The following is a 12,980-nucleotide window of genomic DNA, read 5'->3' on the forward strand; positions in this document are numbered from 1 at the left end:
GAAGGGGAACGACACATGCGACGCCAATCATCGCGCCATCAAGTAGTGGGGGCGGCGCTCCTTGCGGCAGCCCTTCTCGTGACGGGGGCTCCCGGCGCGGCTCACGCGGTCCAGGGCCAATCTGAAGAGAACATCACGCGAGAGGTCGCGATCCAGGTTTCGATCGACGACGGTTCGACGTCGAGGCCGTTGGCGGGAAGTCGAGTCTCGGTCAGCGGAATTGACGACGGCACGGGCGACCTAGTCGAAGTGGCCTCAGGCGTCGCAGATCGAGATGGCCTTGCGACGGTGTCGGTGACTGGCCCCGACACGAGCTACATCGTTGACGCCGTGTGGCCGGGCGCGCTTGGCGACCTTGAGAGCGCGTCGTCACGGGCCGAGTTTCGGCTGGGCTCAGAGGAGCCCGTCACTGTGCGCCTCTGGGGCCCGATCAGCACTGTCGCCGGCAAGATTGCGGCGACCGCGAAGGGGACTGCTGTGGCAGACCTCGAAGGCGCGAACCTCGTGCTCGTGAGTGGCGGTGTTGACGTGCAAACGTTGGAGGTTGCGGCCGATGGCACGTTCGCATCGGCGGCCGTGCCGACGAGCTCGGATGCCGACTACAGCGTGCGCTTCGTTCCCCCGACCGGCTACAGGCTCGCTGACGTGCAGCCCGCCAACGACGCATTTGCCCTGCCACGAGTGAGTGACGGCGTCTCCGTCCATTCAATCGAGCGCGCGTTCGAGCTCGTTTCGACGGCAACGACGCCTGACCCGGAGCCAGGCGGGGAGGATCCGGATCTCCTGCTCGCGCCCGGCGCGCTCGGCGGCGACCTGTTCCAGGGTGCTGGCACACCCGCCGCGCTCGGCGCGATGCTCGGCGGCATGTCTGAAGAAGCGCTCGCGGCCCTGCAGGCGGCCACACAGAACCCCGCGGGGGACGGCGTCGTGATTGCGAACGCGAACAGCCAGGTGCTTGGTCTCGCTTTCGGTGTGACTGGCGAGCAGCAGCAGACTGCAAACGGGGTAGTCGGCCCAACGATCGCTGCATTCCAGCGCCCGCCAACGCCGAACGTTGACACGCTGAGTCTCGATCTTGAGACAGCACTCCTCGCGGTGCAGTCGCAGCGCGCGAGCCAGCTCAACGCGCAGCTCGCCGACCAGATCGCCGCCGTGCAGCAGCTCAACGCGAAGCTCGGGAGTCTCGCGGCCGCTACCGCCGCCGTGCAGGCATTTGTCTCGGCGCCCGGTGAGGAGGCGTTCGCTGCGGCTTCGAAGGCAACGCGTGACGCTGGAGTTTCGCACGCATTCCTCGATGCTCCGGTAGCGGAGCGGCCCGCGCAGGCCGCGGCACTACTCACACACCTCAAGGCCGTTTCTGATGCCTCGGCAAACTCGCAACAGATGGACATGCTGCGTCTTCAGTCGCTGAGTGGTAAGCGCAACGAAACCTTCGACCTCATGAGCGACTTCGTGAAGAAGATGCAGGAGTCGCGGTCGAGCATCATTGGCAACATGCGATCGACGCCGGTGGCGATCGGCTCGGTCGAGTGGGATCGAGGAACGGTCTCGGGCACCTTCGACGTCTCGGGCGTCGAGCCGGGCGACCACCATCTCATCATGCATTTTGCGGATCTCGGCTACACCACAATCTCGAGCCTCACGCTTGCCGGTGACCCTTCCGGCGAGGGCGCGGGGGAGTCCGAGGTGCCGAGCACGGTGACCCCACCTGCTCCAAGGCAGACGATCGCGGAGACGGGCGGGTCGTCACACGCCGCAGGCTGGGCCTCGGGCGGCGCGCTCCTGCTGCTCGGTGCGGCCGCCGTCGCGCTGGGGCTGCGCCCCGGGGCGTTCACCCGGCGCGTCAAGCACCCGTAGGATAGAAGCATGTCCAAAGTTCTTTCTTCTCTTCCTGTAGGCGAGCGCGTCGGCATCGCTTTCTCCGGTGGTCTCGACACCTCATGCGCCGTTGCATGGATGCGCGAAAACGGTGCGGTTCCCTGCACCTACACCGCAGACATCGGCCAGTACGATGAGCCCGACCTCGACGGTGTCGCGGCTCGCGCCAAGGAGTACGGCGCAGAGATCGCCCGCCATGTCGACGCGAAGCGTGCACTCGTTGAGGAGGGCTTCGTGGCGCTGCAGACCGGCGCGTTCAACGTGCGCTCGGGCGGCAAGACCTACTTCAACACGACTCCCGTCGGCCGCGCCGTGACTGGCACGCTGCTTGTTCGCGCGATGAAGGAAGACGGCGTCGACATTTGGGGCGACGGCTCGACCTACAAGGGCAACGACATCGAGCGGTTTTACCGCTACGGTCTCATGGCGAACCCGTCGCTTCGAATCTACAAGCCGTGGCTCGACAGCCAGTTCGTTGAAGAGCTCGGCGGCCGACACGAGATGAGCGAGTGGCTCGTCGCGCACGGCTACCCGTACCGTGACTCGGCTGAGAAGGCATACTCGACTGACGCGAACATCTGGGGCGCAAGCCACGAGGCGAAGCACCTCGAGTTCCTCGACAATGGGCTCGACATCGTCACGCCGATCATGGGTGTCGCAGCCTGGCGTGAAGATGTCGAGGTCGTCACCGAGGAGGTCTCGGTGCGCTTCGAGGCAGGCCGCCCTGTCGCGATCAACGGCGTCGAATACGACGACCCGGTAGCGCTCGTGTACGAGGCCAACGCAATCGGTGGCCGTCACGGCCTCGGTATCTCCGACCAGATCGAGAACCGCATCATCGAGGCGAAGTCGCGTGGCATCTACGAGGCTCCTGGCATGGCGCTCCTGCACATCACCTACGAGCGCCTGGTGAACGCGATCCACAACGAGAACACGCTCGCCTCGTACCACAACGACGGCCGCAAGCTCGGACGCCTGATGTACGAGGGGCGCTGGCTCGACCCCGAGTCGCTCATGCTTCGTGAGGCGCTGCAGCGCTGGGTTGGCTCGGCTGTCACCGGCGAGGTCACACTTCGCCTGCGCCGTGGCGACGACTACACGATCTTGAACACCGAGGGCCCTAACCTCAGCTACCACCCCGAGAAGCTCTCGATGGAGCGCACCGTTGGCGCCGCATTCGGTCCTGAGGATCGTATCGGCCAGCTCACCATGCGCAACCTTGACATCGCTGACTCGCGTCAGCGCCTCGAGCAGTACGCGGCCATGGGGCTTGTGGGCGGCGCGACTGCTGAGCTCGTCGGCAAGCTTGAGCAGGGCGGCGCTGAAGAGATCGCAACAGCCGTCGGCGGCATCGACGAGAACGGCGACGAGCTGGGCCTCGCCGCAGCGTTCGACTCAGGCACGGACTAACGACCTGCTGCCCGCTACGGGCAGCGAACGACGGACACGCAGCTGTGGGCTGCGCGCGGCTGAGGCCGGGCGCAGCCCACAGTCGTATTCTGCGGCGTGCGCGGCGCTCGGGCTATGTCGTGAAACCTGTGGATGAGAACACCGACACCCCTCGGCGGCGTCCCCGTTTCACGGAACCCGACCCGGGGCCTGTGTTGTACGACACGGGTCTCGACGCTATTGAGGGGCTCTGGCTCTGTACCGGGTGGGCGGGAAGGCCTGAGCACGCCCGGGCCTATCCACACGTTGTGCAACATTGCCCCGATGTACACGCTTCTCGCGAGTGCACACGAATCCAACCCGTAGAAATCGTGTACACGTGCAGGGGTCGTGTGCACTCGGAGGGCACCAACACCTACTGTCAGCGGGCACGGCCGCGTGGGCTGAGCGGGGTGGGGCGGACGAGCACGACGAGCCCGGGCCTATCCACACGTTGTGCAACATAGCCACGTTGACCCCACAACGCAACGAGTCCCGGCACCTTATCGGGTGCCGGGACTCGTTGCGGCCGCGTCAGCGGCTCTGGCGCGTTAGGAGGCGCGACGTGCGCGTGCTGCGCGACGCTTGAGGGCGCGACGCTCGTCTTCGCTGAGGCCACCCCAAACGCCTGAATCCTGGCCGGTGTCCATTGCGTACTGGAGGCACATTTCCGTCACTGGGCAGCGGGCGCAGACGGCCTTCGCTCGCTCAATCTGATCCACTGCCGGGCCGGTGTTGCCAACCGGAAAGAACAGCTCGGGATCTACGGTCAGACACGCAGCCTGTTCACGCCAATCCATACTTACCTCCTCTGCGTCGCACGTGCGATGCTCAATCTGTACACGCGCTAATCAGCAAAGGCCAGGTAGCCTAAGAGAGATCGCGCGTTGCCTTTTGTCAACGTGACTGAGAATGCTCACACCGGCGTGCGCGAAACTCTGATGAATATATGGTTCCACGGAATTGAACGAAAGACAATAGGCTTTTTGCCGTAGTTTCAGGAAACGAATAGGTATGGTGACGAATATGCGCTCACGCTCCGCTTGGCTCGCGCTTACTGCGGTGCTTGCCATCGAATTGGTGCTGGGGCTCGTTCTCGTCATCACGATGGTTCCGACGTTTCCGGCAGCGGGGCCAGATCAGGCTGCGCTGATGCCGCTGTGGATCAGCCTGCTAGTGAGCATGATCCTTGCGTGCGTGTGGGTCGCAGCGACTCTCGTCGGGGCTATGCGGCGACAGGGAAGTTGGGTGCGCGGGTCGGCGGTGACGATTCACGTGCTCATGTTCGCCGCAGCGCTCGGTGTGTTTCAGGGCATTCTCGGTACCCCAGCGATTGGCGCGCTGCTGTTGGGCCTCGCCGTCATCGGATTCGCCTCGGCGATCGTGATCGGGAAGCCCTCGGAGCCGGCGCCGCAGGCGGGCTGATCGCTCCGGCGAACGGGGGCCGCGCCTCGAGCCCACCGACGGGCAGAGTGCCGACCCGTAGCGGCCGCTGAAGGCGGCATTGACGCCGCGCCGCGTGAACGAGAGATGTCTGACTGGTGCCGCGGCGCCCAGCTGGACGACGAACGCCGCAGCGGCCGGTAGAATCCGGCGTACGCTGCGGCGTGTAACGTGCGGGGCGGCTGGCTAGGCGTCGACCATTTTGAGGATTCGGGCGACGTGTCCGGTTGCCTTGATGTTGTAGAGCGCGCGCTCGATGACGCCCTGCTCGTCGAGAATGAACGTCGAGCGGATGACTCCCTCGACGATGCGACCGTAACTGTTCTTCTCGCCAAACGTGCCGTACGCGCGATGCACTGCGGTATCGGGATCGCTGAGGAGGGGATAGTCGAGCCCGTCGCGGTCGGCGAAGCGCCTGAGTTTGTCGACCGCGTCGCGCGAGATCCCGATGACACGGTAACCGGCTGCCTCGAGGGCAGCGGTCGACTCCTGGAACTCGCACGCCTCGGTCGTGCAAGCGGGCGTCATCGCCTGCGGGTAGAAGAAGATGACGAGCTTCGAGCCGCGGAAGTCGCTGAGGGCCCGTTCAGTGCCGTCTTGGTCGAGCAGCGCGAAGTCGGGGGCGGGCATACCTGGCTCAAGAATCACACGTTCAGTCATACGCTCAAGCCTAGCGGCGGCAGGTGTCGCGAGTGCTGGCTACTGACCGGGACCCTGCCCGGGAGGCGGCCCCTGCGGCGCGTGGAAGCCCGGTGCGGCACCCTGTGCAGTGGGGAATCCCTGCGCTGGCGGCGCGTACTGACGCGGCACCGCGAACCCTGCGAGGTACCTGTGTTCTTCCGCGAGCTGTCCCTGTTGCAGCGCCCAGAGCGCCGTCACGCCCTGCTTCCCGTAGCCAAGCTCGAGTCGGCGCACACTCAGCGCCTGACCGAGGCCTGCAGCAGGAACGAGCAGCACTCCGACAATGAAGAGGCCGAGCATGGGCAGCCCGTTCGTGAGGCCGCCCGTCGCCGTAAACGGGGCGACGACCGGTGCGACAAGGATGAGCAGGAACCCGATGCTTGGGAGTACAAGCCCGAACCAGAGCAGGGCGCCGACGGAGCTCCCCGCCCCCGGGAAGTGCCGTACCATCCCACGCACTGTGACCCCGCTCGTGACGACGCTCGCGATCATGCAGAGCCAGCCGATGACGGCGAGCATGAGTGAGGGGCCCGCGACGCCTGTGAGGGCGGCGACGCCGATCCCGTATGCGCCGATCAGGATCAGTGCGACACACGGAAACACGACGGTGAATAATGGGCGGGTCAGCGAGACGAGCGAGAGGTAGCCGCGCGCGAGGTCGGGGAGCGGCTTCGGCACGACGACAGGAGGCGCGGGCGCGCCCTGCTGAGGTGGTTCGAACCGAGGGGACTGCTGCGGCTGGCCTGACATGTCCCCAGTGTAGGGTCGCGCGGTGCTGGGCTCCTACTTCAGGAGGCGGCGGAGCGATTCGACGCGGCGCGCGCCGAGCGCGTCTAACCGGCCGTCGGCGATAGCCAGGTCGAGCTCGCAGTCGGGCGCCCCCTCAGTATGGGAGCAACCCCGCGGGCACGCGTCGAGGAGGGGCACGAGGTCGGTGAAGCCTCGCAGTATCCCGTCGCTCGTGACGTGTCCGAGCCCGAACGAGCGGACCCCGGGGGTGTCGATCACCCAGCCCGATTCGCCGGCTGCTGCTCCGGGGGTTGCCGCACGCAGCGCGACCGATGACGACGAGGTGTGGCGGCCGCGGCCGGTGACCTCGTTGACGTGCCCGGTCGCGCGCTCAGCCTCGGGCACGAGCGCGTTGATGAGCGTCGACTTGCCGACACCCGAGTGGCCGACGAACACGGTGGTCTTACCCGCAAGCGTCTCCCGGATCTGCGACAGCACGCCAGCGGGAGAGTCGTCCTCCCATGCGCCGGGGGCTGAGCGGAAGATCGGCACTTCGAGGGCCGCGAAGTTCTCGAGGAAGGGCTCGGGGTCTGCGAGGTCGATCTTGGTGAGACAGATGAGTGGCTGAATGCCTGCATCGTATGCGGCAACAAGGTATCTGTCGACGAGCCTGACTCTCGGCTCTGGGTTTGCGGCGGCGACGACAATGAGCATCTGCTCGGCATTCGCGACCATGATGCGCTCGACACGGTCGCTGTCGTCAGCGCTTCGCCTCAGCATCGTTGTGCGATCCTCGACGGCGACGATGCGCGAGAGGCTGCCCTCGGCTCCCGAAACGTCGCCGACGAGCTGCACGCGGTCGCCGATCACGATCGCTGTCTTGCGGAGCTCGCGGGCACGCGCGGCGACGACGACACGTTCCGGCGCGGCCTTGGGCCCGCCCTTCACGGAGGGAGTTGCGGGCACGAGCGCGGTGTAGCGGCCGCGGTCGACAGCGGTGATCATGCCGATGACCGCGTCGGCGTGTTCAGGGCGGCGCTTGGTGCGCGGACGGTTCGCCTTTGGGTTCGGCCTCGTCCGCACCTCATGGTCGGCGTACTCGCCGTACGGGGCGTCGTCCTCGTCGTCAACGGTGAACCAGCTCACGTGCTCAGATCCCTTCGAGGAATCCGCGGGCGAAGCGGCTGAGCGAGCCAGCGATCTCGGCGCCGTGAGCGGCGCCCTCCGAAGCGGTGTCGAGCCCGAGGCCCAGCCCGTCGTGCTCGGCGGCCTCGGCGCCGGGCACGATACCGCGCCAGAGCTCAGGGAACTGGGGGAGCGTTTTCGAGGTGCTCGCGATGTCGTCGATTTCGACCCCAGAGACCAGCAGCCCGATGAGCGCACCCGTCGTCGCAATCCGGTGATCGGCGTAGGCCCGCCAGAGCCCCCCGTGCATCTTGGCCGGGTGGATTGCGATTCCGTCTGGAAGCTCCTCAGCATTGCCGCCGAGGCGATTGATCTCGGCTACCAGGGCCGCGATGCGGTCAGTTTCGTGATGCCGGGTATGGCCGATGCCGGTGATCGTGCTCGGCTCGCCGGGCGTTCCGTCTGGCCTCGGAAGCGCGGCAAGCGCGGCGAGACCGACGAGCGTGGGCGAGAGCTCACCTGCGTCAGGCATATGAATGTTCACGCCGCGCAGCTTCCCGGTCCCTGTCACCGTGAGCATCCCGTGTTCGAGGGTGACGGTGCCACCAAACTCGGGGAGGAGTTCGCGCAACTGGTCGCCGACCTGGGTAGTCTCTGCGGGCCAGTGGGGGATCGAAACCGTTCCCCCGACAGCGAGCGCCGCGGCAAGGAAGGGCGCAGCGTTCGAGAGGTCGGGCTCGATAGTGATCTCGCGCGCCTGGATGGGGCCGGGAGCAACCCGCCATTCGCCTGTCGCGGGGGAGTCTGCCTCCACGCCGCGAGCTCGGAGCGCTTCGAGCGTCATCTCGATATGCGGCACGCTCGGAAGCCTGTCGCCAGTGTGGATGACATGTACGCCCTGCTCAAAGCGGGGCGCTGAGAGGAGTAGGGCGGAGACGAACTGGCTCGACAGCGACGCGTCGACCTCAACCCGGCCGCCCCGCAGGCTGCCCATGCCGTGCACGGTGAATGGCAGCGCACCGCGGCCGTCATCGGAAATGTCGGCTCCGAGCGTGCGCAGTGCGTCGAGCACCGGACGCATCGGCCGCTTCCGCGCGTAAGGGTCGCCGTCGAACGCGACGGGCCCGAGCGAGAGCGCGGCGACTGCTGGCACGAACCGCATGACTGTTCCGGCGAGGCCGCAGTCGATACTCGTCGAGCCGGTGAGTTGCTCTGCTGGGGTGACGCGGAGGTCGGGGCCGTATGGGTTCTTGCCTGGGAGTGGCGTGATCTCGGTGCCGAGAAGGCGCAGCGCCTCCACCATGAGATCAGTGTCTCGCGAGTGCAGCGGCACCCGGAGCGTGCCGGGGCCGTCGGCGAGGGCGGCGAGGATGAGTTCGCGGCCCGTCAGCGACTTCGACCCGGGCAGCGGCACATAGGCGTTGAGTGGTTCGCGCGCGGCGTCCAATTCGGTGCCGGGGTCACCCTCCGGGGTGACGAGCGGCACCGTCGGGGCAGCCCAATGTTCGGCAACCTCGTCGGGCACATCGCCGGAACGGTCGCCGTTGTCATCGTTTCCACGGTTCATCTTTGCAGCCAACATCAGTTCAGAGCTTACCTGGCTTCGCTGCGCCGGGCGGGAGTGTTCGGCGCAGCACACACGCGTGAGAGGCTGGAGGCATCGTGAACGGGGAGGCGCGGATGGCCGCCGCGCCTGAGCGAATGTGGGCCAACCTGCGCGAGGCGAGACAAAACTGCGCGGGACGCGCAATTGACCTCGAGTGAAGTTCCCCTTAAGGTGGTCGAAGCGCGCATTTCCTGCGCCATATCTGCGTGTTTCAATTACTTTAAGGAGGTCGATGTGGACCTGCAACTGCTTGCCGCGCTCATCGTTGGCGTGGCTGCGATCATTCTCATCATTCTGAAGACCCGCCTCGACGCGTTCCCCGCGCTGCTCATCGGCGCGATCGTCACCGGCCTGGTCGCAGGCGTCGCGCCCGTCGAGCTCGTCGGATTGATGACTGCAGGCTTTGGAAACACGCTCGCAAGCATCGGCATTGTCATCGGTCTCGGCGTCGCGCTCGGCAAGCTGATGGAGGTGACGGGCGCGGCCGACGCGCTCGCACGCGCTTTCGTCAAGCTCTTCGGCAAGGGGCGCGAAGCCCTCGCCATGACGATGACGGGTTCGGTCGTCTCGATCCCCGTGTTCTGCGACAGCGGCTACGTGATGCTGCACCCGCTCGCGCGTTCGCTCGCTCGCCGAACACAGCAGGGCGTCGTGGTGCTGTCGCTGGCGCTCGCGGGCGGTCTCGTGCTGAGCCACACCCTGGTCCCGCCAACGCCCGGCCCGCTCGCGGTCGCTGGTCTGCTCGGCGTCGACCTCGGCGTGATGTTCCTCGTCGGCATTCCGTTCATCATTGTGCTCATCCCGGTCGTGCTGCTGTTCGCCCGGATCATGGGCAACAAGCTCGAGCCCTTCCGCGACCCGAGCATGTTCGCACTTGAGGACGAAGAGGCAAACACGCGCCCAGTTATTGGCGCGTTCCGGGCGGCGCTGCCAATCGTCGTGCCGATCCTCCTCATCGTGTCGAACACGGCCTCAAAAGCGCTCTTCCCCGGGACCTCGCTCGAGGCCGTGACGAGCTTCATCGGTGCCCCCGCGATTGCCCTGCTCATCGGCCTCGTGCTCGGCGCATACACGCTGCCGCAGCGCGGCACCGAGCGCAAGGAAGTCGTCGGCTGGCTGAGCGAGGCAGCGGCCTCCGGCGGTCTCATCATCTTCATCACCGGTGCGGGCGGCGCGTTCGCGAATGTGCTCACCGAGTCTGGCGTCGGCAGCAACCTCGCCGACGGCGTCGGTATGCTCCCGCTTCCGCTGTTTCTCATCCCGTTCCTCGTTGCCAGTGTGCTCCGCGTTGCGCAAGGCTCTGGCACCGTGGCGATGATTACCGCTGCGACGCTCGCAGTTCCCCTCGTCGAGGCAGGTACCCTCAACCCCGTGCTTGCAGCAATGGCAGCGGCTTGCGGCGCGTTCCTGTTCTCGCACTTCAACGACTCGTTCTTCTGGGTCGTGACGAAGTTCGCGGGTCTTTCAGGCACGAAGGCGATGAAGGCCTGGAGCGGGATGACCACCACCATCTGGGTCGCAACCATCCCGCTGCTGTTCATCCTGTGGGCTATCGTCGGCTAGCCCCGGCCTCGCACTGATTTTCACCGGCTTCGCAGAAGGGCACCCTTTGACTGCTTCGAATCCCGTTCTCGTGATCGCGGACGACCTCACCGGCGCGAACGCGTCTGGAGCGCGCTTCGCCCGCGCCGGCCTCCGGTCGGCAACGGTGACGTCGAAGGCGCTCGACGGGCCTATCCCCGGGTTCGACGCGCTCATCGTGACTACCGACAGCCGGCATGCGTCCGCTGCCGACGCGGCAGCCAGGGTGCGCGCCGCCGTCGAGGCGATCCCGGGCGCGGAGCTCGTGGTCAAGCGCACCGACACGACCCTGCGCGGGAACGTCTCGGCGGAAGTCGCCGCGGTGCTCGACGCAGTGCGTGCAGCGCATCCGGGGGAGCGTGTGCGTGCGCTCGTCGTGCCCGCTTATCCGACATCCGGGCGGACGACGGTTGACGGCGTGCAACTGCTCGACGGGCGTCCGCTCGAGCAGACCGAACTGCGGTACGACGTGCACAATCCGATGACGACCTCGATCGTCGCGGACATCCTTTCCGCGCAGCGACCGCTGAGCTCGCGGCACGTGTCCCTGCGCACCGTCCTTGGGGCGGCGCTCACGGAGTCGCTTGTCGCGGGCGACGAGGATCTCGTTATCTGCGACGCGCTCGACGACGGGCACATCCAACTCATCGCCGCAGCCGCTGCGCAGGCGACTCGGGAACACGGGGTCCGCTGGGTGACCGTTGACCCCGGCCCCGCAGGCGCATTTCTCGCACGAGCGCTCGAACTCGGTACGCCCGAGCGGGCGGACGAGCCGCCACTGCTCGCCGTCATCGGAAGTGTCACCGACCTCTCGATCACGCAGGCGGAGTACCTCGCACAGAGCGAACTCGTTCGCGTGCTCGAGGTCGACTCACTGCGGCTCGCGGGAGAACGCGAGGGCCAGTCGGGCGCGGTCGATCCCGTCGACCAGCTCGCCGGCGAGCTGCGGCAGCTCATTGAGGCGAGCGCGTTTCCCGAGCAGATTCTCATGCGCGTGCAGCCTCCCGCGATCGGCGGTCACCTGTCGCCAGCTGGACGGGAGCGGTTGCCCGGGCTGCTCGCGGCTGTGGTGCTTCGCGCCCTTGAAACGGCGCCCGTCGCCGGCGTCTACAGCAGTGGCGGCGACATTACCGCGGCGATCCTCGATGCCGCGGGGATTCGCGCGTTCGAGGTCATCGGCGAGGTCATCCCGCTCGCTGTCTACGGCACCGCGATCGGCGGCACGCTCGACGGGGTCGCCGTCGTCACCAAGGGCGGCCTCATCGGTACCGAGGTCACGGCCGAGGCCTGTATGAACCAGCTCCGCACCCTCGCGGAACGCACCTTTGCGCGGGCGGATCGCTAGCGCCACGCGCGCAGCACGCCCTACACACTTCACCAACATCCATCTGGAGGAATCATGACCCGTCACACACTCGCACTCACCCTCGGTGACCCTGCAGGTATCGGCCCCGAGATCGCCGTCCAGGCGGTGCTCAACGCCGCCGGCCCCGCGGGCCCGGCGCGCGCTGTCATCGTCGGCGACCCTGTCTCGGTGACCGCAGCCCTCACCGTGCTCGGGCTCGACGCGACGGTGCGCACAGTTGCGTCGTGGGACGATCTCCCAGCCGAGGAAGCCGGGGTGATCGACGTGTTCGACATTGGCGTGCTCGGCGACGAGCCAGTTGTCTGGGGCGAGATCTCGGCCCGCGCCGGCGCCTCCGCGGTGCGCGCCATCGAGGTGGCAACCCAGGCTGCCCTCGACGGCAAGGTCGCGGGCATCGTCACCGCGCCCATCAACAAGGAAGCCATCTGGGCCGCCGGAAGCGAGCACCTCGGCCACACCGAGATGCTCGCCGAGCTCACCGGTTCCTCGCGCTCGAACACGATGTTCGTCGCGCGCGGTAAGAAGATCTTCTTCGCCACTCGCCACGTGTCGCTGCGCGGCGCGCTTGAGCGGATCAGCACGGAACTTGAGGTCGACGCGATCGACGAGGCGCTGCGCGCGCTCAAGGTCTACGGCACCGACGAGCCCCGCCTCGCGGTCGCAGCCATCAACCCGCACGGCGGCGAGAACGGCAAGTTCGGCACGGAGGAGATCGACTTCATTCGCCCGGCCGTCGCCGAGATGCAGGAGCGCGGGCACAACGTCGTCGGGCCGATCCCAGCGGACTCGGTCTTCCACCAGCTGTTCACGGACCGCTACGACGCGGTGCTCTCCCAGTACCACGACCAGGGTCACATCCCTGCGAAGACGATCGACTTCAATGGGACGATCTCGGTGACGGTGGGCCTCCCGATCCTCCGCACGTCCGTCGACCACGGCACCGCATTCGACATCGCAGGCAAGGCAATCGCTGACCCCGGCACGATGATCTCCGCCTACCTTTCGGGCGCGGAGTTTGCTCCGTTCGCTGGCCGCATCCGCGAGGACTTCAACCGATAGTTGCCAGGCGCGGAGCGCGGCGGCACCCTGCACGAGCAGATAGGCTGGCGGCGATTGCAACCATGCAGCGCCGCACGCGAGAGA

General features: G+C 66.8%; 11 protein-coding genes. 6 read left to right on the plus strand and 5 right to left on the minus strand.

Features of this window, described 5'->3' with window-relative positions; translation table 11 throughout:
* Window positions 1-15: 15 nt before the first annotated feature.
* Window positions 16-1,857: a hypothetical protein gene (locus KI794_RS05745; protein WP_255809445.1), complete on the plus strand. Its 1,842-nt coding sequence runs from the start codon at window positions 16-18 to the stop codon at window positions 1,855-1,857.
* 9 nt (window positions 1,858-1,866) lie between these two features.
* Window positions 1,867-3,288: an argininosuccinate synthase gene (gene argG, locus KI794_RS05750; protein ID WP_255809446.1), complete on the plus strand. Its 1,422-nt coding sequence runs from the start codon at window positions 1,867-1,869 to the stop codon at window positions 3,286-3,288.
* 569 nt (window positions 3,289-3,857) lie between these two features.
* On the opposite strand, the gene KI794_RS05755 is transcribed toward argG, so the two are convergent.
* Window positions 3,858-4,106, minus strand: a complete 249-nt coding sequence (locus KI794_RS05755; protein ID WP_042543325.1) for a WhiB family transcriptional regulator — start codon at window positions 4,104-4,106, stop codon at window positions 3,858-3,860.
* Window positions 4,107-4,332: 226 nt separating this feature from the next.
* Between KI794_RS05755 and KI794_RS05760 the strand changes: the two genes are divergently transcribed.
* Window positions 4,333-4,731 (plus strand): hypothetical protein, encoded by a 399-nt coding sequence (locus tag KI794_RS05760; RefSeq protein ID WP_162921154.1) that lies wholly within the window; start codon window positions 4,333-4,335, stop codon window positions 4,729-4,731.
* A gap of 204 nt (window positions 4,732-4,935) precedes the next feature.
* Here KI794_RS05760 and bcp read toward each other — a convergent pair whose 3' ends face one another.
* The 4 genes from bcp to aroA are packed head-to-tail and all read right to left on the minus strand — an operon-like array spanning window position 4,936 to window position 8,851.
* On the minus strand, window positions 4,936-5,409 hold the full coding sequence (gene bcp, locus KI794_RS05765; protein WP_119282905.1) for a thioredoxin-dependent thiol peroxidase: 474 nt from the start codon (window positions 5,407-5,409) through the stop codon (window positions 4,936-4,938).
* Window positions 5,410-5,448: 39 nt separating this feature from the next.
* On the minus strand, window positions 5,449-6,180 hold the full coding sequence (locus tag KI794_RS05770; protein ID WP_255809447.1) for a hypothetical protein: 732 nt from the start codon (window positions 6,178-6,180) through the stop codon (window positions 5,449-5,451).
* A gap of 33 nt (window positions 6,181-6,213) precedes the next feature.
* A complete protein-coding gene (gene rsgA / locus KI794_RS05775; protein WP_255809448.1) occupies window positions 6,214-7,305 on the minus strand; it encodes a ribosome small subunit-dependent GTPase A in 1,092 nt (363 codons plus the stop codon).
* 4 nt (window positions 7,306-7,309) lie between these two features.
* Window positions 7,310-8,851 carry a 3-phosphoshikimate 1-carboxyvinyltransferase gene (aroA, locus tag KI794_RS05780; RefSeq protein ID WP_255809449.1) on the minus strand — a complete coding sequence of 514 codons (1,542 nt, stop codon included), beginning with the start codon at window positions 8,849-8,851 and terminating at the stop codon, window positions 7,310-7,312.
* A 273-nt stretch (window positions 8,852-9,124) separates the two neighbouring features.
* Between aroA and KI794_RS05785 the strand changes: the two genes are divergently transcribed.
* Genes KI794_RS05785 through pdxA form a run of 3 tightly spaced genes read left to right on the plus strand, consistent with a single transcriptional unit; the run spans window position 9,125 to window position 12,896 of the window.
* Window positions 9,125-10,453, plus strand: a complete 1,329-nt coding sequence (locus tag KI794_RS05785; protein WP_119282909.1) for a GntP family permease — start codon at window positions 9,125-9,127, stop codon at window positions 10,451-10,453.
* Between the two features lie 46 nt (window positions 10,454-10,499).
* Window positions 10,500-11,816 (plus strand): four-carbon acid sugar kinase family protein, encoded by a 1,317-nt coding sequence (locus KI794_RS05790; RefSeq protein ID WP_255809450.1) that lies wholly within the window; start codon window positions 10,500-10,502, stop codon window positions 11,814-11,816.
* A 54-nt stretch (window positions 11,817-11,870) separates the two neighbouring features.
* Window positions 11,871-12,896 (plus strand): 4-hydroxythreonine-4-phosphate dehydrogenase PdxA, encoded by a 1,026-nt coding sequence (gene pdxA, locus KI794_RS05795; protein WP_255809451.1) that lies wholly within the window; start codon window positions 11,871-11,873, stop codon window positions 12,894-12,896.
* Window positions 12,897-12,980 lie beyond the last annotated feature (84 nt).

The organism is Leucobacter aridicollis, from assembly GCF_024399335.1.
Lineage (GTDB): Bacteria > Actinomycetota > Actinomycetes > Actinomycetales > Microbacteriaceae > Leucobacter > Leucobacter aridicollis_A.

Bases quoted from the DNA above. Each gene is read 5' to 3' on its own strand.
- bcp (WP_119282905.1), bottom strand. From the start codon at position 5,409: ATGACTGAACGTGTGATTCTTGAGCCAGGTATGCCCGCCCCCGACTTC.
- KI794_RS05760 (WP_162921154.1), top strand. From the start codon at position 4,333: ATGCGCTCACGCTCCGCTTGGCTCGCGCTTACTGCGGTGCTTGCCATC.
- argG (WP_255809446.1), top strand. From the start codon at position 1,867: ATGTCCAAAGTTCTTTCTTCTCTTCCTGTAGGCGAGCGCGTCGGCATC.
- pdxA (WP_255809451.1), top strand. From the start codon at position 11,871: ATGACCCGTCACACACTCGCACTCACCCTCGGTGACCCTGCAGGTATC.
- KI794_RS05770 (WP_255809447.1), bottom strand. From the start codon at position 6,180: ATGTCAGGCCAGCCGCAGCAGTCCCCTCGGTTCGAACCACCTCAGCAG.
- KI794_RS05745 (WP_255809445.1), top strand. From the start codon at position 16: ATGCGACGCCAATCATCGCGCCATCAAGTAGTGGGGGCGGCGCTCCTT.
- KI794_RS05755 (WP_042543325.1), bottom strand. From the start codon at position 4,106: ATGGATTGGCGTGAACAGGCTGCGTGTCTGACCGTAGATCCCGAGCTG.
- aroA (WP_255809449.1), bottom strand. From the start codon at position 8,851: ATGAACCGTGGAAACGATGACAACGGCGACCGTTCCGGCGATGTGCCC.